Consider the following 17,847-nt stretch of genomic DNA (forward strand, 5'->3'; position numbering starts at 1 on the left):
TCCCGACGATACCCGGGACGGGCCTCCAGGCCGTGCGGCGGAGCCGTGGCGCGATCACGCCGGCCGCAGCCGGAGCGCCTGCATCCCGCCGTCGACCGCCAGCTCGACGCCCGTCGTCGACCGGGCGAGCGGGCTCGTCAGGTAGGCGACCGCCTCGGCGACCTCTGCTGCCTGCACCAGTCGGCCGTGCGGCTGGCGTGCCTCGAGCGCGGCGCGTTCGGCTGCCGGGTCGTCCGCGGTCGACAGGAGCCGTGCGATCCACGGGGTGTCGGCGGTGCCCGGGTTGACGGCGTTGACGCGGATGCCCTCGCGGACGTGGTCGGCTGCCATCGCGCGGGTGAGTGCGGAGATCGCCCCCTTCGTGGCCGAGTACAGCGCACGCTGGGGGAGCCCGGCGGTGGCCGCGACGGAGCACGTGTTGACGATGCTCGCGCTGTCGGAGGCCCGGAGGTGGGGGAGTGCGGCGCGGGACAGGCGAACGGCACCGAGCACGTTGACCTCGTACACGCGGCGCCACTCGTCGTCGGTGTTGTCCTCGACGCTCCCCTGAGCGCCGATGCCGGCGTTGTTCACGAGCACGTCGAGACCGCCGAGCTGGTCGACGGCCGACGCGACGGCGGCACGGACGGACTCGTCGGACGACACGTCGCAGGTGACGGAGACGAGTCCCTCGGCGGTGGACGGCTGCAGGTCGAGCACGGCGACCGCTGCGCCGCGCTCCCGCAGGGCTGCCGCGATGGCCGCGCCGATGCCGGAGGCGCCGCCGGTGACGATCGCGCGGAGACCCGCGTGGCTGCCGGGCGTCCCGGTGGTGCCGGTGGTGCCGGTGGTGCCGGTCTGGTCGGTGGTGTCGGTCATCAGGCTGCTCCTACGGTCTGGCGCTGCGAGCCGAGCCCGTCGGCGGTAAGTTCGACCACGTCGCCGGGCTGCAGGTACGGCGCGTGTCCTGCGAGGGCGACCCCGGCCGGGGTGCCCGTGCTGATGACGTCGCCCGAGTACAGCACCATGAACTGCGACAGGTACCGGACGATCTCGACGGGTCGGAAGATCATGTCGGCGGTGGTGCCGTCCTGCCGCACCTCGCCGTTGACGGTGAGCCGGAGCGCGAGCGCCGCCGGGTCGACCTGGTCGGGGGTGACCAGCCACGGGCCGAGCGGGTTGAACGTCTCGCAGGACTTCCCCTTGTCCCACTGCCCGCCGCGCTCGAGCTGGAAGGCGCGTTCGGAGACGTCGTTCGCGATGGCGTAGCCCGCGATGCAGGCGCTCGCCGCCTCGTCGGAGTCGCAGTACCGGGCGGTGGCGCCGATGACGACGGCGAGTTCGATCTCCCAGTCGGTCTTCTCGCTGCCGCGGGGGATCAGGACCTGGTCGTCCGGGCCGATCACCGTCATCGGGTCCTTCATGAACACGATCGGCTCGGTCGGGATCTCGGCGCCGGTCTCGGCGGCATGGTCGCGGTAGTTCAGGCCGATGCAGACGACCTTGCCGGGGCGGGCCACCGGTGCGCCGCGACGCAGGCCCTCGGCGTCGGGCAGCACCCGGACGTCGCCGGCGTCGCGCGCGTGCCGGACGCGGGCGACCGGGTCCGCTGCCAGGAAGGCGCCGCTGATGTCCGTCGTGATCGGGCGGAGGTCGAGGACCTCGCCGTCGGTGTCGACCGCGACGGGGATCTCGTCGCCCGCGGGGCCGAGTCGTGCGAACTGCATCGTTCCTCGCTCTCCGGCTGCACCGGCGCAACCACAGACATCCTATGTCTGGTCCGAGGTGTCGACAAGGTTCCGGGTGCTGAGGGTCCTGTCATGCAGGTAGGTGCGCTCCGCCGTGCCGCCGAGGACCGCCTGGCGGTCGTCCGGGCTCAGGTCGGCCAGTGCCTCGGTGGTGCGTCGGACCACGTCGTCGTAGGTCGTGGCGAGTGTCGAGACGGGCCAGTCCGACCCGAACATCGACCGCGCCGGGCCGAACCGCTCGACCACGGCGCGGACGTACCGGTCGACCGGCTGCCGTCGCCACTCCGGGCCGGCCTCGGTGAACAGGCCGGACACCTTGCAGGCGACGTTGGGGCGTGCGGCGAAGTCGTCCATCCGGCTCGGCCACCCGGGGCCCCCGCCCGCGATGTCGGGCTTGCCGGCGTGGTCGAGGACGAACGAGGCCTCGGGCACGGCGTCGACCAGTGTCAGCGCTGCGCGGTGCTCCCGTGCGCGGACGAGCAGGTCGAACACCAGGCCGGCGGCGGCGAGGGCGCGGACGCCTCGGACGACCTCGGGCCGGGCGAGCCAGTCAGGGTCCGGTTCGTCTTGCGCCTGGTGCCGGATGCCGACCAGGCGGTTCCCGTCCACGGGGGTGCGACCGGGTCGTGCGACGAGGGCGGCGAGGGCGGCGATCCGGTCGGCGACGTCCGGGGCGGTCAGGTCCACCCAGCCGACGACCCCGGCGACCGGCTCGGGCTGCTCGAGGAGCCAGGCGGTCTCGCCGGGGTCGTGCACGGCCTGCACGACGATCGTCCGGGTGACGTCGGTGCTCCGGGCGGCGGCGCGCAGGTCGTCCACGTCGAACCGTCGGCGGATCGGGGCGACCGAGTCGTCCATCCAGGGGTACGGCCGGTCGGCGGGATCCCAGAGGTGGTGGTGAGCGTCGATGATCACGCGCTCATGATGCCTGATTCATCCGATGTTCACCCGCACGTTGCCGGTGCGGCTCAGACGACGCCGGAGGCCTCGAGCTCGGCGCGCAGCTCGGCGTCGGACGGCTCGACGAAGTGCTTGCCGTTCGGCAGCACCACGACGGGGATGTTCTTCCGGCCGCTGATCGCCTCGGCACGGTCCGCCGCGGACAGGTCCTGCTCCACGTCGACGTACTCGTAGTCCACGCCGAGGGTGTCGAGCAGCGCCTTGGACCGACGGCAGTCGCGGCACCAGTCGGCGCCGAACATGGTCACGCGGTCGGGGGCAGTCGTCGCATCGCTCATGTGCAGAGAGTACGTCGGAGCGCCACCGGGCATTCCCGGAGCCCGCGTCGCAGGGCGACAGGACCGCAGGCCTCCGCAGCAGGCGCGTGCCCGGCCTCGCCCTACGATTGGCACATGCCGCCAGCACCCGACCCCGCGACGCTGGCCTGGGCCTCGGCGGCCGTCCGGCGGTTCGCCGCTGCGACCAACCTGCTCGTCGCCGCCCGCCGGTTCCGCATCGTCGGCGGGGACCCCCGGGACGCCGCGGCGCTCCGGCACCTGCTGACCGCACTCGGCGCGCGCGAGGCCGACGAGCAGCAGCAGTCGAACCCGCAGCAGCCGTCCGACCTGGTCGACCAGCTCTGGTGTCTCGGCACACCCGAGGAATCGACGCCCGCCGTCGAGCAGGCAGCCGACCGCCCACGCGGCGCCACCCTGGTCGTCATCGACGCCGGTCGGTACCTGCCCGCCGTCGACGAGGACGCCTTCGGTCCCGTCGCACCCGCCCGCCCCGGCGTCCTCGCCGTTCCGATGCTCTCCGACGACGTCTTCCTCGTCTCCACCGGCCGCGACCCCGAGCACGACCCCGCAGCCGAGGCCCGCCTGCGATGGGCCCGGCGGTCGATGCCGGTCGCCCGGTCGGTCGCCGCCGAACTCCGCGACGGCGGACTCCTGCGCGGCACACGCATCGGCGTCGCGATGTTCCTCGAACCCAAGACGGCGGTGCTGAGCCTGCTGCTCCGCGATGCCGGTGCCGAGGTCGTCGTCTACGCCCACGCCGACGAGACCGACGACGCCGTCGCTGACGCACTGCGGTCCGCCGGCCTGACGGTGTTCGCGAGCAGCACCGCGACACTCGCCGAACAGAAGCGGCTGGCCCTCGCGATGCTCGACACGGCGCCGCACATCCTGCTCGACGACGGGGCACACGTCATCCGGCTCGCCCACCAGGAGCGCCCCGACCTGCTGCCGACGATGCTCGGCGCCGCCGAGGAGACCACGAGCGGCCTGCGACCCCTGCGTGTGCTGGCGGCGCGCGGCGAGCTCGGCATCCCCGTGATCGCGGTGAACGACGCCCGCACCAAGACGTTCTTCGACAACCGGTACGGCACCGGGCAGTCGACGGTGTTCGCGGTGCTCGACCTGGTCGACGGGCTCGCGTCCGGCGCACACCGATTGCAGGCTGGGCCCACGCCGCCGGTTCCGGCTCGACGCGCCAGCGGCGGGCTGGCCGTGCCGGTGGGGAGAGGCGCGGCGGCGGTCGCCGGGTTCGGGCACGTCGGCGAAGGGGTCGCCCTGGTGCTCGCCGCCCTCGGGTTCCGGGTGACGGTCGCCGAGACCGACCCGGTCCGCGCCCTGCAGGCCCGCTTCGCCGGGTACGCCGTGGCCCCGCTGGTCCAGGCGGTGCGTGACGCCGACCTCGTGATGAGCGCCACCGGGGTGCGGGACACCATCGACCTCGAGGTGCTCCGTGCTTGCGCGGACGGCGCGATCGTCGCCGTCGCCGGTGGGGTCGACCAAGAGATCGCGGTCGACGACGCCCTCGCCGCCGGGGTCGAACGGCGGCCCGTGGGGCCGAAGGCCGAGCGGTTCGTGTTCCCCGGCGTCGACGGCGGGCCGATCGTGCTCGACGACGGTGGCTGCATCAACATCACCGCGGCCGAGGGCAACCCGGTCGAGATCATGGACCTGTCCTTCGCCGTGCAGCTCGGCGCCGTCCGGATGCTCCTGGAACGCGGCGACGAGCTGGAGCGTGCCGTCGTGCCGATCGACCCCGCGGTCGACGACATCACCGCCCGCACGGCGCTCGCCGCCTTCGGAACGCACGTCGGGCCTCTCCCCACCGGCACGGCCGGGCTGCCGCTGGCGCGTCAGACCGGAACCGGCGGCGTGGGCCCAGGCCTTCCCCCTGAACACCCGGCGGACCGCGAGCCGGACGTCCGGACGCACCGTTTCGGAGACCCCACGTGAGCGCCCGACCGCACCCGGTCACCGTGCACTCGGCGCGCGTCGTCGTGCCGATGACCGCGCCGCCGATCGCGGACGGCGCGGTCGCCGTGCAGGACGGCCGCATCCTGCACGTCGGCGACCGGTCGTGGGTCATCGACCAGCTCACCGGTTCCGGCGCGACGTTCACCGAGCGGCAGTGGCGCGGTGCGCTCCTGCCCGGACTCGTGAACGCGCACTCGCATCTGCAGTACACCGGCATGGCCAGTGTCGGCCAGCGCCAGTACGGCGGATTCGAGGACTGGGCCGCAGCGTTCAACGTCGACTACGCCGAACCGCACGACTGGCGGGCCGAAGCCGCGGACGGTGCACGGGCGTCGATCCTGGCCGGCGTCACGAGCATCGCGGACATCGTCACCGACATCGAGGCCGCCACCGCGCTGCAGGACGCCGGGCTCGGCGGCATCGCGTACTGGGAGGTGATGGACTGGGAGAACGACGCCTGGCAGTCGCACGGTCGCGACCAGGTGCTCGACGAACTCGACCGGATCCCCACGACGCCCGGTGCGGGTCTGTCGCCACACGCGCCGTACTCGCTCGAGGTCGCCCCGCTGCTCGAGCTCCCCGACATCGTGCGGCAGCGCGGTCTGCGACTGCACCTGCACCTCGGCGAAGCGGCGTTCGAGGGGGAGCGCACCGCCCTCGGTCCGGTCCCCGGGCTCGACGGGGTCGACGGCGTCGGACACGGGAACGACTGGCACCTGGCGAACGTGCCGTCGTTCCGGGCGCTGCGAGCCCTGGGCTTCGGCGCGAGTGCCACCGCGTTCGTCGACCGGCTCGGGGTGCTCGGCCCGGACTGCCACATCGCCCACGGCGTCTACATGACCGCGGCCGACCGGGCCCTCCTGCGTGCCCGGGGCACCGCCGTCGCACTGTGCCCGCGGTCGAACGCCGTCATCGGCCTCGATCCGCCGCCCGTCGCCGACTACCTGCGCGAGGGCAGCCCGATCGCCATCGGCACCGACTCCCTGTCGTCGTCACCGTCCCTCGACCTGATGGCCGACGTCACCGCGCTGCACCGGATCGCCCGCGCCCAGGGCTACGGGCACCGGGACCTGCACGAGCGGCTGCTCGCGGCGGCGACCCTCGGTGGCGCGCACGCGATGGGGCTCGCCGTCGGGCCGGACCGCATCGGGCACCTCGCCGTCGGGGCGCGTGCCGACCTGGCGGTCTTCGACGTCGATGCCCGTACCGTGCCGGACGCGCTCGCCGAGCTCGTCGAGGACGGCGCCGGGCGGGCGGCCGCCACCGTGATCCGCGGGGTCGTCCGTGCCGCGGCGGGCGTCGTCACCGAACCGGCTTCCCCGCACATGGACATCCGCGCACCGCACCAGGAGGAACGATGACCGAGACCGCACCCCGCCCAGGGATGGCCGCACGCCGAACCGTCACCGGCGACCTGATCGAGTGGCTCGACGTGCCGAAGCGCGCCATCGCCCTCGGCATGGAACCGCACCCCGAGGGCGGTTGGTACGTCCGCACCTGGGCCTCGCCGGCGACGGTCACCACCCCCGCGGGGGACCGTCCGGCCGCCACCCTGATCCACTTCCTGCTGCCCCCGGGCGAGGCCTCGGCCTGGCACCGGGTCACGAGCGACGAGATCTGGATGTGGCACGGTCCGGACACCGTCGACCTGCAGCTCGGCGGCGACGGTGACGTCCCCGAGCCCGGCGCGACGATCACGCTCGGCCCGGACGCCGGCCGCGACCGGGTGAACGACGCGCAGGCGTTCGTGCGCGGCGGGGTGTGGCAGCGGACGATCCCGGGCGACGGCGAAGTGCTGCTGAGCTGCCTGGTGTCGCCGGGCTTCTCGTTCGACGACTTCACGATGGCCGACGACGGGGACTCTGCCGCCGAGTAGCACCGCGACACCGTTTCGCGTTGGTATCCCACCGCGAAGTACACTTCGACCTGCCCCCACCCCCCCCTCGCACGAAGGCCCGACCGTGACCCGTCCCCTCCGCTTCACCCTCGCCGTCGCCACCGCCGCGGTCGCCGCCCTCGCCCTGTCGGCCTGCTCCGCCGGGGGCAGCAGCAACGCCGACGGCACCGTGACCGACGGCAAGCTCACGATCGCCACCGGTGACCCGGCGTACTCGCCCTGGGTCGAGGACAACAAGCCGCAGTCCGGCAAGGGCTTCGAGTCCGCCGTGGCGTACGCCGTCGCGAAGGAGATGGGCTACGGCAAGTCCGACGTCGTGTGGAAGCGCAGCACCTTCGACAGTGCCATCGCCCCGGGCCCGAAGGACTGGGACCTCAACGTCCAGCAGTTCTCGATCGACGCGAAGCGCAAGAAGGCCGTCGACATGTCGAGCGCGTACTACACGACGACGCAGGCCGTGGTCACGACGGAGAAGTCGAAGGCCGCCGACGACACCACGATCGCGGCGCTCAAGCAGGACGCCATCGGTGTCGCGACCGGCTCGACGAGCATCGCGAGCGTCAAGGACGTCCTCGGGGTCACCCCGCAGGTGTTCAACTCGAACGACGACGCCGTGCTCGCACTCAAGTCCGGCCAGATCGACGCCATCGTCACCGACCTGCCGACGGCGTTCTACATGTCCGGCGCGCAGCTCGACGACGGGACCGTGTCGGCGCAGTTCCCCGACGACGGCAAGGGCGACCAGTTCGGCTTCGTCCTGCCGAAGGGCTCGGAGCTCACGAGCAAGGTCGACAAGGCCCTCAAGACCCTCGACGACGACGGCTCCCTGCACAAGCTGCAGACCAAGTGGCTGTCGTCCGAGACCGGCACCCCGGTCCTGAAGTAACCGCATGACGCTGCCAGCAGGCACCGGCACCCCGGTGGCCGCCCCCGCGCCGAGCCAGGTCGAGCTCGAGCGTCGGCTCTACCGTCGCCAGCGCGGCCGTCGTTCGGTCGTCGTGTCGGTCGTGTCCACCCTGGTCGTGCTCGCCGTCGTGTACTTCGGCGTCGTGAACACCCCCGGCTGGGCGGCGGTGCAGCAGTCGTTCTTCGACCCCGAGACCGCGATCGACACGTTCCCGGACATCCTGCTGGGCCTGTGGCTGAACGTCCGGATCCTGTTCTTCAGCGCCATCGGCGTCGCCGTGTTCGGCACCCTGCTCGCGGTCGTGCGGGGCCTGCGCAACCCGGTGTTCTTCCCGCTGCGGATGCTCGCGACCGGGTACACGGACCTGTTCCGCGGCCTGCCGCTCATCATCGTGCTCTACCTGGTGGGCTACGGCATCCCGGGGCTCGGGGTGTTCCCACGGCTGCCCGCCGAGGTCTGGGGCACGATCGCGATCACCCTGACCTACTCGTCGTACATCGCCGAGGTGCTCCGGGCCGGCATGGAGGCCGTGCACCCCTCGCAGCGCCTGGCCGCCCGGTCGCTCGGGCTCTCGCACGCCAAGACGCTGCGCCTCGTGGTGCTGCCGCAGGCGATCCGCAAGGTCACGCCGGCGCTCATGAACGACTTCGTGTCGATGCAGAAGGACGTCGGTCTGGTCTCGATCCTCGGCGCCGTCGACGCGGTCCGCTCCGCTCAGATCGCGCAGGCCGAGACCTACAACTTCACCCCCTACTTCGTCGCCGGGCTGCTGTTCGTGGTGATCAGCCTGCCGCTGATCCGCGTCACGGACGCGATCGCGCGTCGGCAGCAGCGGCGTGAGCAGATCGGAGGGACCGTATGAGCGAGGCAGGCCTGGAGGCCCGTGGTGCGTCCGGTACGGACGCCGCGGTCCTCGAGCTGCGCGGGTTGCGCAAGGCCTTCGGCGAGCACGAGGTTCTGCGCGGGATCGACCTGACGGTGCACCGCCACCAGGTCATCTGCGTCATCGGGGCGTCCGGGTCTGGCAAGTCGACGCTGCTCAAGACGGTCAACCTGCTCGAGGGCATCGACGACGGCGAGATCCTGCTGCAGGGCACGGACATCGCCGACCCGCGCGTCGCCGTCGACGCCGTGCGGGCCCGCATCGGCGTGGTGTTCCAGCAGTTCAACCTGTTCCCGCACATGAGCGTGCTCGACAACGTCACGCTCGCCTCCCGCCAGGTGCACGGCATCGGACGGGCCCAGGCCGAGGAGACCGCGCGACGGTTGCTCGACCGGATCGGCCTCGCTTCGTTCGCCGACGCGTACCCCGACCGGCTGTCCGGCGGGCAGCAGCAGCGCGTCGCCATCGTCCGGGCCATCGCGTCCGACCCCGAGCTGCTGTTGCTCGACGAGGTCACGAGTGCGCTCGACCCCCAGCTCGTCGGCGAGGTGCTCGACCTGGTCACCGAGCTGAAGCGGCAGGGCTCGACGATCCTGATGACGACGCACGAGATGCACTTCGCGCGGAACGTCGCCGACCGGATCGTCTTCCTGCACCGCGGCGAGGTCGTCGAGCAGGGATCGCCCGCCGAGGTCCTCGACCACCCGCAGCACCCCGCGCTGGTCGAGTTCCTCGCCCGCGTGCACGCCTAGGGCGTCAGCAGCACCTTGCCGATCACCTCACCGTCGCGCACGCGGCGGTGGGCCTCCTCGACCTCGGCGAGCGGCAGTACCGAGTCGATGACCGGTCGGATGCTGCCGTCGGCGACGAAGGGCCAGACGTGCTCGCGGACGGCGGCGACGATCGCGGCCTTCTCGGCGAGCGGCCGGGCGCGCAGGGTCGTGCCGCTGATCGACGCGCGCTTGCGCATCAGCACCCCGAAGTCGAGCTCGGCGGTGCGGCCGCTGCCCGCGGCGATCACCGCGATGTGCCCGTTCGGGGCGAGGGCCTGCAGGTTCCGGTCCAGGTAGGACGGGCCGACGACGTCGAGCACCACGTCGACACCGACCCCGTCGGTGAACGCCAGGACGCGCTCCACGAAGTCCTCCGTGCGGTGGTCGACGACCAGGTCGGCACCGAGGTCCCGGGACGCGGCGACCTTGCGCTCCCCACCGCTCGTCGCGATCACCGTCGCACCGAGGGCCTTCGCCCACAGCACCGCGTGCGACCCCATGCCGCCCGTGCCACCGTGCACCAGGAGCGTCTGCCCGGGTCGGAGCCCGGCGAGCATGCCGATGTTCGAGTAGACCGTGCAGGCGGCTTCGGGCAGACCGGCGGCCTCGACCAGGTCGACCCCGTCGGGGACCGGCAGTACCTGGGTGACCGGGGCGACGACGAGCGACGCGTACCCGCCGCCGGAGAGCAGTGCGCACACCCGGTCGCCCACCGCGACGGTCGTGACCCCGGTGCCGACGGCCCGGACCGTGCCGGAGACCTCGAGCCCGAGGACGTCCGAGGCCCCGGGCGGCGGCGGGTAGTTCCCGGCGCGCTGCTGCAGGTCCGCGTTGTTGACGCCGGCGGCGGCGACCTCGATCAGGACCTCGTCGGTGCCGGGTCGGGGGTCGGGCAGGTCGGTGACGGACATGGAAGCGTCGTCGAACGTGATGGCGTGCATGCCCTCGACGGTACGCGCCCCGTCCCTCGTGCCGGCTGTCGGGGGCCGCGGCCGGCCGGACCCGGAGCGGATCTTCCCTGTACGCTCGATCATGGATCTGCACCTCATCCGGGGGAGTGCGGACGGATCGAGGGGGACCCTCCACCATGCCCAAGAAGCTCATCGCGCTGGCCACCGCCGGCCTCGCACTCACGCTGCTCGCCGGTTGCTCCACCGGGCCGTCCAAGGCCGAGCAGTGCACTCAGTTCGAGAAGACCGTCAAGTCCGCTGCCGAGGGCGTGCAGTCCGAGGCCGCGAACCTGCAGTCCGACCCGGACGCCGCCGTCACGAAGCTCAAGGAGCTCGACGCGAAGATCTCCGACGGCGTCGACGACCTGTCGGACGACGACCTGAAGGCCAAGGGCGACGCCTTCGAAGAGGCCTACGGCGACCTGGTCGACGACATCGAGGACATCGCCGAGGACCCGAAGTCGGCCGACGTCTCGGGCCTGACGAAGTCCAGCACCAAGGTGCAGGACGCCGGCAACGCGTTCCAGAAGGAGTGCAACTCCTGATGCGCCGCACCCTCACCGCGCTGGCCACGGCCGGCCTCGCACTCACGCTGCTCGCCGGTTGCTCCGGCGGTGACGGTGGGAACTCGTCCGGCGGTGACTCGGGGGCGTCCAGTGCGCCCTCGGCGTCGAAGACCGCCGCGGCGGCTCCCGCGCAGAGCAAGCAGGAGGCCTGCTCCCTGCTCGAGAACGAACTCGCGTCGTTCCTCAAGGAGCAGGGTGCCAACACGGCTCCGTCCGACGTGAAGGCCCGCGGGGCGCTCATCGGCGAGTTCGTCCAGCGCATCGACTCGGCGCTGACGAAGGTCTCGAACGAGCAGGTGCACGACACGTTCGAGGAGTTCTCGGGCGCGGCCAAGCGCTACAGCTCGGCCATCGAGTCCGGTTCGGCAGAGGACTCGACCGAGGTCAAGAAGGCCCAGTCCGACGTGCAGAGCACGCTCGACCAGGTTTCGGCCGTCTGCCCCGCCAAGAGCTGACCACCACCGCGCACCACACACGACGACGCCCCGCCCTCCTGCGAAGGAGCGGCGGGGCGTCGTGCATCCCAGGGGGACGAGTCAGGCGGCCGCGGCCTGCGACGCGTCGAGCCGTGCGACGTCCTCCGGTCGCAGCCGCACGGTCGGCGCGGTGATCGAGTTCAGGATCGACTGCGGGCGCGACGCCCCGGGGATCGGGACGACGACGTCGCTCTTCTGCAGCTCCCACGCCAGGGCGATGACCTGCGGGGTGACGCCACGGTCGCGGGCGATGTAGGCGAAGTCCTCGAACGCCGTGCCGAGGTCGGCCGCGCTCCCGATGCCGCCGAGGGGGCTCCACGGCAGGAACGCGATGCCGAGCTCGTCGCACAGTTCGAGCTCCGGCTCGCTCGAGCGGAACTTCGGCGAGTACTGGTTCTGCACCGAGGCCAGGCGTCCGCCGAGCACCTCGTTCGCGGTGCGGATCTGGTCCGGGTCGGCGTTCGAGATGCCCGCCATCCGGATGACACCCTCGTCGAGCAGCTCGGCGAGCGCCCCGATCGAGTCGGCGTAGGGCACCGCGGGGTCGGGACGGTGGAACTGGTACAGGCCGATCTGCTCGACGCCGAGCCGCTTCGCCGACGCCTTCGCCGCCTCCTTCAGGTACTCCGGGTGCCCGTTCTGGGTCCAGTTGCCGGCTTCGGGGCGCAGGTGTCCGCCCTTCGTCGCGATGAGCACGGCCGAGGTGTCGTCGTGGTACTCCCTGACGGCCCGGGCGATGAGCTCCTCGTTGTGCCCCACCTCGTCGTGGCCGCCCAGGTGGTAGGCGTCGGCGGTGTCGATGAGCGTGACACCGTTCTCGAGCGCTGCGTGGATCGTGGCGATGGACTGACGCTCGTCCGGTCGGCCCTCGATCGACATGGGCATCCCGCCCAGACCGATGGCACTGACGGACACGTCTCCGATGACTCGTTGCTTCATCGGCCCAGCATGCGCCGAGGGTGCGCCCGCACGCCCAGGTGGTCACGCCGTGACCGTGACCGACAGGCGGACGGGAGGCCCGTGGCGGCCCCGCCTTCGCGCCTCCAGGCCGGAACGGACACGCGTTCTCCGACAGGACACGCGTCGATCGACGCGTGTCCTGTCGGAAGGGTGGTGTCGGTCAGGCGCTGGCGGACACCGACGACGCGGCGGAACCGCTGTCGACGGCGTTCGCGAACACGACGCCGCCCCAGGCGATGACGACGATCGCGAGCACGAAGCCGATCGCGGCGATCCACCACGACGGCTTGCGGCGGATCCAGGCGCCGATCGACAGCACGATCGTGGCGACCCCGATGACGAACGCGCCACCGACCGCGATGGCGGCGCCACCGAAGTACCCGCCGGGCGAGCACCCGGCCGAGGCGTCGCACGACGTCGTGGCCGAGGCGACCGCGATGATGCCGACGACCGCCGTGATCGCGGTCATGACGGCACCGAACACCAGGAGCAGGACCGTCGAGATCCGGTCGGCGAGCTTCGCCGGCGGGAACAACGTGGTGCCGCCGCGCTCCCACGCCGCGCGCTGCGCGTCCGTGGGGCCGGAGGAGGGCTGCTGCGGAGGGCCGGGGACGTTGGACCAGGTCATGCGTGCAGTCCTACCGCGCCTCGACCCCGAACGCCTGTGCGAGCCGCTGGATCTTCTGCGCCCGACCGAGTCGGGGCAGGTCGGAACCGTCGCGGATGACCCGGCCGCGGGCCTCGAAGTCGTCCAGGAAGTCCTGTGCCCAGGCGACGTCGGTCGGGGTGGGGGAGATGACCTCGTTGATGACGGGGAGCTGCTCGGTGTCCAGGCAGAGCTTGCCGGTGAGGCCGAGCGACACGGCGACCTGCGACTGCTCGCGGAGGATCGGGTGCGACGACCCGACCGTGGGGCCGTCGATCGGGCCGGGCAGGTCGCCGACGCGCGAGGCGACGACGAGCTTCGACCGCGGGTACGCCATCGCGAGGGTGTCGGCGCTCGTCCCGGTGTCGCGGCGGTAGTCGCCGGACCCGAAGGCCAGGCGGAACGCACCCTGCGCCTTGGCGATCGACACGGACTCCTCGATGCCGAGCGCCGACTCGACCAGGGCGATCACCGGCGTCTGGCCGCCGAGCCGGTGCCAGGTGTCGGTGACCTGGGCGGGGGACTCGGTCTTGGCGAGCATGACGCCCTGCAGCCCGGGCAGGCCACGGAGCTCCTCGACGTCGTCGGCCCAGAAGTCCGTCGTGACGTCGTTGATGCGCACCCAGGCCTCGCCACCGCCGGCCAGCCAGGCGGCGACGCCCTGCCGTGCCGAGGGCTTCGCGGCGGGGTCGACGGCGTCCTCGATGTCCAGGATGATCTGGTCGGCGCGGGACCGCTGGGACTTGTCGAACCGATCGGTCGCGGTGCCGGAGACCAGCAGCCACGAGCGTGAGATCTCGGCGGGGACCGATCGACGCCGGTTCGGCGTGGGGGCGGACGGAGCGGTGCGGTCGTCGATGGCCATGCCCCGTTGGTACCACACCAGAGGGGACGAACGCCTCGCTCGGACGCGTGCCGCGTCGATGCGGAAACCCCGAAACCTCGGTTCATTGCCAGAGAGGCCGTCCGGTTCCGCCTACAGTGTCGGATGTGTGGCGAGCGGACAGGGTGACCGACGGTGAGGACGACGTGAACGACGACGTCCCCGTCGAGGGTGCCCGCGCGCGCTCCGACGACGATCGAGACGAGCAGCAGGACGTGGACCAGGAACGGACCGACGACGAGCCGGACCGCATGCTCCGCCCGGAGCTGCAGATGACGAGCCCGCAGGCGATCAGCCTGGGCGACCCGCGGTTGCAGGCGGGCAACGCGGCGGAACCGACGTGGGACGGCTGGCGCACCCAGCTGACCGGGGTCGGTGGCACCAGCCCGCTCACGCACTTCAGTGACCACCCGCGCGCCCGCATCGAGCTGTCGACCACCCACCCCGGTGGTCTCGCGCAGTTCATCACCGGCAAGACGACCCTGCTGTCCAGCCTGATCCGCGACGAGGTGGCGCTCCGTGCCGCCCGCGTGGCCGCCGGACACGTCGAGGCGAAGGGCACCGAGCTCGCCACCGTGCGCGGCATCGACGCCGTGAAGCTCGGCATCGGCATGGCCGACTGGAAGCACGGCGACGAGCAGTTCCGCGGCCCCGTGCTCCTGCGACCGCTGGCGATCCGTCGGCACGGACGCGACTTCGAGGTGCGCCTGCTCGGCGAGCCGGTGCTCAACCCGGGCCTCGCCGACGCCCTGCACGAGCAGTTCGGGGTGATCCTCGACGCGCAGTCCTTCGTGGCCCTCGCGCAGCAGGACGGCTCGTTCACACCGAACCCCGTCATCGACCGGCTGCGTGGGCTGACCGCGCACATCCCGGGCTTCTCGGTGCACGCCCGACTCGTGGTGTCCGCCTTCGCCGAGGTCGCGACCGGCATGGTCGAGGACACCGGCGACCTGTCGCACCCCGTGCTGGACGCCCTGGCAGGCAACCCGAGCGCGAAGTGGCAGGTCGAGCAGTCCTACCACCCCGTCGAGCAGACCCCGTCGGACGAGCGCAGCCCCGAGACCGACACGCTGCTGCTCGACGCCGACGACGAGCAGGAGAACGTGATCGCCCAGATCACGGCCGGCAACTCCATCGTCGTGAAGACCCTGCCGGGCACCGGTGGCACCCAGACCATCGTGAACGCCCTGGGCGGCCTGGTCGCGGCGAACAAGCGCGTCCTCGTCGTGAGCCCGCGCCGCGCCACCCTGCGGGGCATCGCCGCACGCTTCGGCGAGGTCCAGCTGCCCGGGGTCGCCGTCACACCGTCGACCCTGCGTCGCGACGTCGTCCGTGCCATCGCCCGCAACGAGAAGGCCGCGCGGCCGAACCTCCGTGAGGTCGACGACGCCCTGGTCCGCCTACGCAAGGTGCTGAAGGACTACCGCGGCTCGCTCACCCGCAAGGACCCTGACTTCGGCGTCTCGGTGCTCGACTGCCTGGTGGAGCTGTCGCGCCTGTCGCTGCTGCCCGTCGCCCCGTCGACGACCGCCCGGCTGTCGAAGCAGTCCGTGGCCTCGATGGTCGACGGCCGGTCGCGCGTCGCCGAGACGATGGTCAGCGCCGCGAACCTCGGCGAGTTCCGCTACGGCCCCGATGACTCGCCCTGGTACGGCGCGAAGTTCTCCTCGAGCGACGGGGCGCAGCGTGCGCACCGCATCGCGAAGGACCTGGACGCCGACGGCCTGCCGACCCTGCTCCGCCGCGCCCACGACCTGGTGAGCACGACGCACATGCGCCAGTTCACGACGATCAACGAGCTCGGCATCTACCTGCGCCTGCTCACCGAGATCCGCGACACGCTCGACCGCTTCCTGCCGGTGGTGTTCGACCGCTCGGTGTCCGAGCTCGTCGCGGCCACCGCCCCCCGCGGCGAGGGCGCCCCGATGTCGTCCACGAACCGTCGGCGGCTGAAGAAGCTCGCACGTGAGTACGTCCGACCGGGCGTGCACGTGTCCGACCTGCACGAGGCGCTGACCCGCGTCCAGCAGCAGCGCGTGCTCTGGCAGCGCTACGTCGCCGCAGGCGTGAACCCCGAGGTGCCGACCGGCATCGCCGATGTGCAGGTGCTGTTCTCGAACGTCGCCGAGGACCTCGCGCGTCTCGACGAGCCGCTGGGCCGCACCGAGCGCGACCGCCAGCTCGCGAACACCCCGGTCGACCAGCTCGTCCCGACCATCGCAGAGCTCGCCGCCGAGTCCGACGTCCTGCACAACCTGCAGGAGCGCACCGAGCTCATGCAGACCCTGCGTGACCTGCAGCTCGAACCGCTCATCACCGACCTGGCGAACCGGCACGTGCCGGACGTGCAGGTGCCGGCCGAGCTCGAGCTCGCCTGGTGGCAGTCCGCCCTCGAGACCATGCTCGAGTCCGACCGGGCCCTGCTCGGCGCGAACACCGACATGCTCGACCGGGTCGAGGCCGACTTCCGCCTGGTGGACGACGCCCACGCGGCCGGGGTCTCCCAGGGCCTGGCGTGGCAGCTCGCCGAGAACTGGAAGGTCGGTCTCGTCGACTGGCCGGAAGAAGCGACGGCGCTCAAGACGCAGCTGCGCGACGGTGCGATCACCTCGCGCCTGCTGCAGGACTCCGCACCGCACCTGTCCCGGTCGATCGCCCCCGTCTGGCTCGCGAGCCCGTACGAGGTGCCGCAGATCGCCGACACGATGCCGTTCGACACCGTGATCCTGGTCGACGCCGGTGCCGTGACGATCGCCGAGACCGTCGGTGCCGTCCGTCGTGCCCGCCAGACCGTCGTGTTCGGTGACCCCGTCACCCAGACGCCGTCGCCGTTCCGCATCGCCGTGGACCCCGAGCACCGGGCGCTGCAGGTCGACGAGGGCACGCTCGACGCGTTCCACGCCGACTCCGCACTCGCGAAGCTCTCCACCCTGCTGCCCACCCTGTCGCTGTCGCGGTCGTACCGCGCCGGCGGCGAGGACCTGGCCGAGCTCGTGAACCGTCGCTTCTACGGCGGGAAGATCGAGTCCCTGCCGTGGGCCGGCTCGTTCCTGGGCCACGGCTCGATCGCGCTCGACTACGTCAGCGACGGCAAGGCCGTCCCCGACCCCGAGTCCGGTGCCGTCGAGAGCGTCGACGCCGAGGTGGACCGCGTGGTCCGGCTCGTCATCGACCACGCCCGCACCCGTCCGACCGAGTCGCTCATGGTCATCACCGCGTCGGCGAAGCACGCCGTGCGGGTCGAGCAGGCCGTGCTGACCGCCGCCCAGGGCCACAAGGACCTGACCGAGTTCGTCATCGGCGACCGCGCCGAACCGTTCATCGTGGCGACGCTCGAGCAGTCGGTGGCGCAGAGCCGCGACCGTGTCGTGTTCTCCATCGGCTACGGCCGCACCCCGCACGGCCGCGTGCTGCGCGACTTCGGTCCGCTCGGCAAGCCCGGCGGCGAGCGGCTGCTCGCGGTCGCGATGACCCGTGCGCGTCGCTCGATGGTCATCGTCACGTGCTTCCAGCCGTCCGACATCGAGGCCGAGCGCATGGGCCACGGCACCATCGCCCTCGCGGAGATCCTGGCCGAGGTGCGCGCCCGCACGACCGCCGAGTACGTGCCGGACGACTCCGACCCGTTGCTCGTCGACCTGGCCCGTCGCCTCGAGATGCGCGGCATCCCGGTCGCGCTCGGCCACCGTGGCAAGCTCGGTCTCGTCGCCGCGCACGGCGGGGTGTGCGTCACCATCGAGACCGACGCGTCGCTCGTCAAGGGATCGCTGCGCGAGTCCCTGCGCCTGCGCCCCGAGGTGCTCCGTCGTCTCGGCTGGCACTACGTGCGCGTGCACGCGTTCCAGCTGTTCTCCGACCCGGACCGCGTTGCCGACACCGTCGCGTCCGTGCTCGGGGTCGACCGCGGTGCCACGCAGGAGATCTCGATCCCACCGATCCCCGCCCGCCGGTGAGCACGCAGGACCTCGAT

17 protein-coding genes are annotated in these 17,847 nt (G+C 72.1%); 9 read left to right on the forward strand and 8 right to left on the reverse strand.

Annotated features, from left to right (window positions below; genetic code table 11):
- Positions 1-54: 54 nt before the first annotated feature.
- Genes ITJ50_RS05600 through ITJ50_RS05615 form a run of 4 tightly spaced genes read right to left on the reverse strand, consistent with a single transcriptional unit; the run spans position 55 to position 2,965 of the window.
- The gene (locus tag ITJ50_RS05600; protein ID WP_228500942.1) at positions 55-858 is read right to left on the reverse strand and encodes an SDR family NAD(P)-dependent oxidoreductase; all 804 of its coding nucleotides are present in this window, start codon (positions 856-858) and stop codon (positions 55-57) included.
- Complete coding sequence (locus ITJ50_RS05605; protein ID WP_194590064.1) at positions 858-1,706, reverse strand: fumarylacetoacetate hydrolase family protein; 849 nt, start codon at positions 1,704-1,706, stop codon at positions 858-860. The genes ITJ50_RS05600 and ITJ50_RS05605 overlap by 1 nt, the downstream gene beginning before the upstream one ends.
- Before the next feature lie 42 nt (positions 1,707-1,748).
- Positions 1,749-2,642 (reverse strand): amidohydrolase family protein, encoded by an 894-nt coding sequence (locus tag ITJ50_RS05610; RefSeq protein ID WP_194590065.1) that lies wholly within the window; start codon positions 2,640-2,642, stop codon positions 1,749-1,751.
- Positions 2,643-2,695: 53 nt separating this feature from the next.
- On the reverse strand, positions 2,696-2,965 hold the full coding sequence (locus ITJ50_RS05615; protein ID WP_017888006.1) for a glutaredoxin family protein: 270 nt from the start codon (positions 2,963-2,965) through the stop codon (positions 2,696-2,698).
- Positions 2,966-3,079: 114 nt separating this feature from the next.
- On the opposite strand from ITJ50_RS05615, the gene ITJ50_RS05620 reads away from it, so the two are divergent.
- The 6 genes from ITJ50_RS05620 to ITJ50_RS05645 all read left to right on the forward strand — a co-directional run bounded on the left by ITJ50_RS05620 (position 3,080) and on the right by ITJ50_RS05645 (position 9,375).
- Positions 3,080-4,915: an adenosylhomocysteinase gene (locus ITJ50_RS05620; protein WP_194590066.1), complete on the forward strand. Its 1,836-nt coding sequence runs from the start codon at positions 3,080-3,082 to the stop codon at positions 4,913-4,915.
- On the forward strand, positions 4,912-6,297 hold the full coding sequence (locus tag ITJ50_RS05625) for an amidohydrolase family protein (protein ID WP_323749887.1): 1,386 nt from the start codon (positions 4,912-4,914) through the stop codon (positions 6,295-6,297). The genes ITJ50_RS05620 and ITJ50_RS05625 overlap by 4 nt, the downstream gene beginning before the upstream one ends.
- Entirely contained in the window at positions 6,294-6,812 is a 519-nt protein-coding gene (locus ITJ50_RS05630; protein ID WP_228500940.1) for a cupin domain-containing protein, read from the forward strand. Before ITJ50_RS05625 ends, ITJ50_RS05630 begins: the two co-directional genes overlap by 4 nt.
- Positions 6,813-6,897: 85 nt before the next feature.
- The gene (locus tag ITJ50_RS05635; protein WP_194590067.1) at positions 6,898-7,719 is read left to right on the forward strand and encodes an ABC transporter substrate-binding protein; all 822 of its coding nucleotides are present in this window, start codon (positions 6,898-6,900) and stop codon (positions 7,717-7,719) included.
- Between the two features lie 4 nt (positions 7,720-7,723).
- Complete coding sequence (locus tag ITJ50_RS05640) at positions 7,724-8,602, forward strand: amino acid ABC transporter permease (protein WP_017888001.1); 879 nt, start codon at positions 7,724-7,726, stop codon at positions 8,600-8,602.
- Entirely contained in the window at positions 8,599-9,375 is a 777-nt protein-coding gene (locus ITJ50_RS05645) for an amino acid ABC transporter ATP-binding protein (RefSeq protein ID WP_042540059.1), read from the forward strand. The genes ITJ50_RS05640 and ITJ50_RS05645 overlap by 4 nt, the downstream gene beginning before the upstream one ends.
- On the opposite strand, the gene ITJ50_RS05650 is transcribed toward ITJ50_RS05645, so the two are convergent.
- On the reverse strand, positions 9,372-10,337 hold the full coding sequence (locus tag ITJ50_RS05650; RefSeq protein ID WP_042540057.1) for an NAD(P)H-quinone oxidoreductase: 966 nt from the start codon (positions 10,335-10,337) through the stop codon (positions 9,372-9,374). The genes ITJ50_RS05645 and ITJ50_RS05650 overlap by 4 nt on opposite strands.
- 146 nt (positions 10,338-10,483) lie before the next feature.
- Here ITJ50_RS05650 and ITJ50_RS05655 point away from each other — a divergent pair, with 146 nt between their 5' ends.
- Both ITJ50_RS05655 and ITJ50_RS05660 read left to right on the forward strand, forming a co-directional pair.
- On the forward strand, positions 10,484-10,891 hold the full coding sequence (locus tag ITJ50_RS05655; protein WP_017887998.1) for a hypothetical protein: 408 nt from the start codon (positions 10,484-10,486) through the stop codon (positions 10,889-10,891).
- Entirely contained in the window at positions 10,891-11,367 is a 477-nt protein-coding gene (locus ITJ50_RS05660) for a hypothetical protein (RefSeq protein WP_194590068.1), read from the forward strand. The genes ITJ50_RS05655 and ITJ50_RS05660 overlap by 1 nt, the downstream gene beginning before the upstream one ends.
- A gap of 81 nt (positions 11,368-11,448) precedes the next feature.
- Here the strand turns inward: ITJ50_RS05660 and ITJ50_RS05665 are convergent, their stop codons facing one another.
- The 3 genes from ITJ50_RS05665 to ITJ50_RS05675 form a co-directional block, all read right to left on the reverse strand.
- Positions 11,449-12,327: an aldo/keto reductase gene (locus ITJ50_RS05665; RefSeq protein ID WP_031260190.1), complete on the reverse strand. Its 879-nt coding sequence runs from the start codon at positions 12,325-12,327 to the stop codon at positions 11,449-11,451.
- A gap of 181 nt (positions 12,328-12,508) precedes the next feature.
- On the reverse strand, positions 12,509-12,976 hold the full coding sequence (locus ITJ50_RS05670; protein ID WP_159556966.1) for a DUF6264 family protein: 468 nt from the start codon (positions 12,974-12,976) through the stop codon (positions 12,509-12,511).
- Between the two features lie 10 nt (positions 12,977-12,986).
- On the reverse strand, positions 12,987-13,859 hold the full coding sequence (locus tag ITJ50_RS05675; protein ID WP_017887994.1) for an HpcH/HpaI aldolase/citrate lyase family protein: 873 nt from the start codon (positions 13,857-13,859) through the stop codon (positions 12,987-12,989).
- 143 nt (positions 13,860-14,002) lie between these two features.
- Here ITJ50_RS05675 and ITJ50_RS05680 point away from each other — a divergent pair, with 143 nt between their 5' ends.
- Positions 14,003-17,830: an ATP-binding protein gene (locus ITJ50_RS05680; RefSeq protein ID WP_017887993.1), complete on the forward strand. Its 3,828-nt coding sequence runs from the start codon at positions 14,003-14,005 to the stop codon at positions 17,828-17,830.
- Positions 17,831-17,847: the final 17 nt, after the last annotated feature.

Origin of the sequence: Curtobacterium sp. VKM Ac-2889 (genome assembly GCF_015350855.1) — a bacterium.
Lineage (GTDB): Bacteria > Actinomycetota > Actinomycetes > Actinomycetales > Microbacteriaceae > Curtobacterium > Curtobacterium poinsettiae.

Excerpts from the sequence above, each read along its gene's own strand:
- ITJ50_RS05600 (WP_228500942.1), bottom strand. The coding sequence starts at position 858 with ATGACCGACACCACCGACCAGACCGGCACCACCGGCACCACCGGCACC.
- ITJ50_RS05605 (WP_194590064.1), bottom strand. The coding sequence starts at position 1,706 with ATGCAGTTCGCACGACTCGGCCCCGCGGGCGACGAGATCCCCGTCGCG.
- ITJ50_RS05615 (WP_017888006.1), bottom strand. The coding sequence starts at position 2,965 with ATGAGCGATGCGACGACTGCCCCCGACCGCGTGACCATGTTCGGCGCC.
- ITJ50_RS05620 (WP_194590066.1), top strand. The coding sequence starts at position 3,080 with ATGCCGCCAGCACCCGACCCCGCGACGCTGGCCTGGGCCTCGGCGGCC.
- ITJ50_RS05630 (WP_228500940.1), top strand. The coding sequence starts at position 6,294 with ATGACCGAGACCGCACCCCGCCCAGGGATGGCCGCACGCCGAACCGTC.
- ITJ50_RS05640 (WP_017888001.1), top strand. The coding sequence starts at position 7,724 with ATGACGCTGCCAGCAGGCACCGGCACCCCGGTGGCCGCCCCCGCGCCG.
- ITJ50_RS05645 (WP_042540059.1), top strand. The coding sequence starts at position 8,599 with ATGAGCGAGGCAGGCCTGGAGGCCCGTGGTGCGTCCGGTACGGACGCC.
- ITJ50_RS05650 (WP_042540057.1), bottom strand. The coding sequence starts at position 10,337 with ATGCACGCCATCACGTTCGACGACGCTTCCATGTCCGTCACCGACCTG.
- ITJ50_RS05655 (WP_017887998.1), top strand. The coding sequence starts at position 10,484 with ATGCCCAAGAAGCTCATCGCGCTGGCCACCGCCGGCCTCGCACTCACG.
- ITJ50_RS05660 (WP_194590068.1), top strand. The coding sequence starts at position 10,891 with ATGCGCCGCACCCTCACCGCGCTGGCCACGGCCGGCCTCGCACTCACG.
- ITJ50_RS05665 (WP_031260190.1), bottom strand. The coding sequence starts at position 12,327 with ATGAAGCAACGAGTCATCGGAGACGTGTCCGTCAGTGCCATCGGTCTG.
- ITJ50_RS05670 (WP_159556966.1), bottom strand. The coding sequence starts at position 12,976 with ATGACCTGGTCCAACGTCCCCGGCCCTCCGCAGCAGCCCTCCTCCGGC.
- ITJ50_RS05675 (WP_017887994.1), bottom strand. The coding sequence starts at position 13,859 with ATGGCCATCGACGACCGCACCGCTCCGTCCGCCCCCACGCCGAACCGG.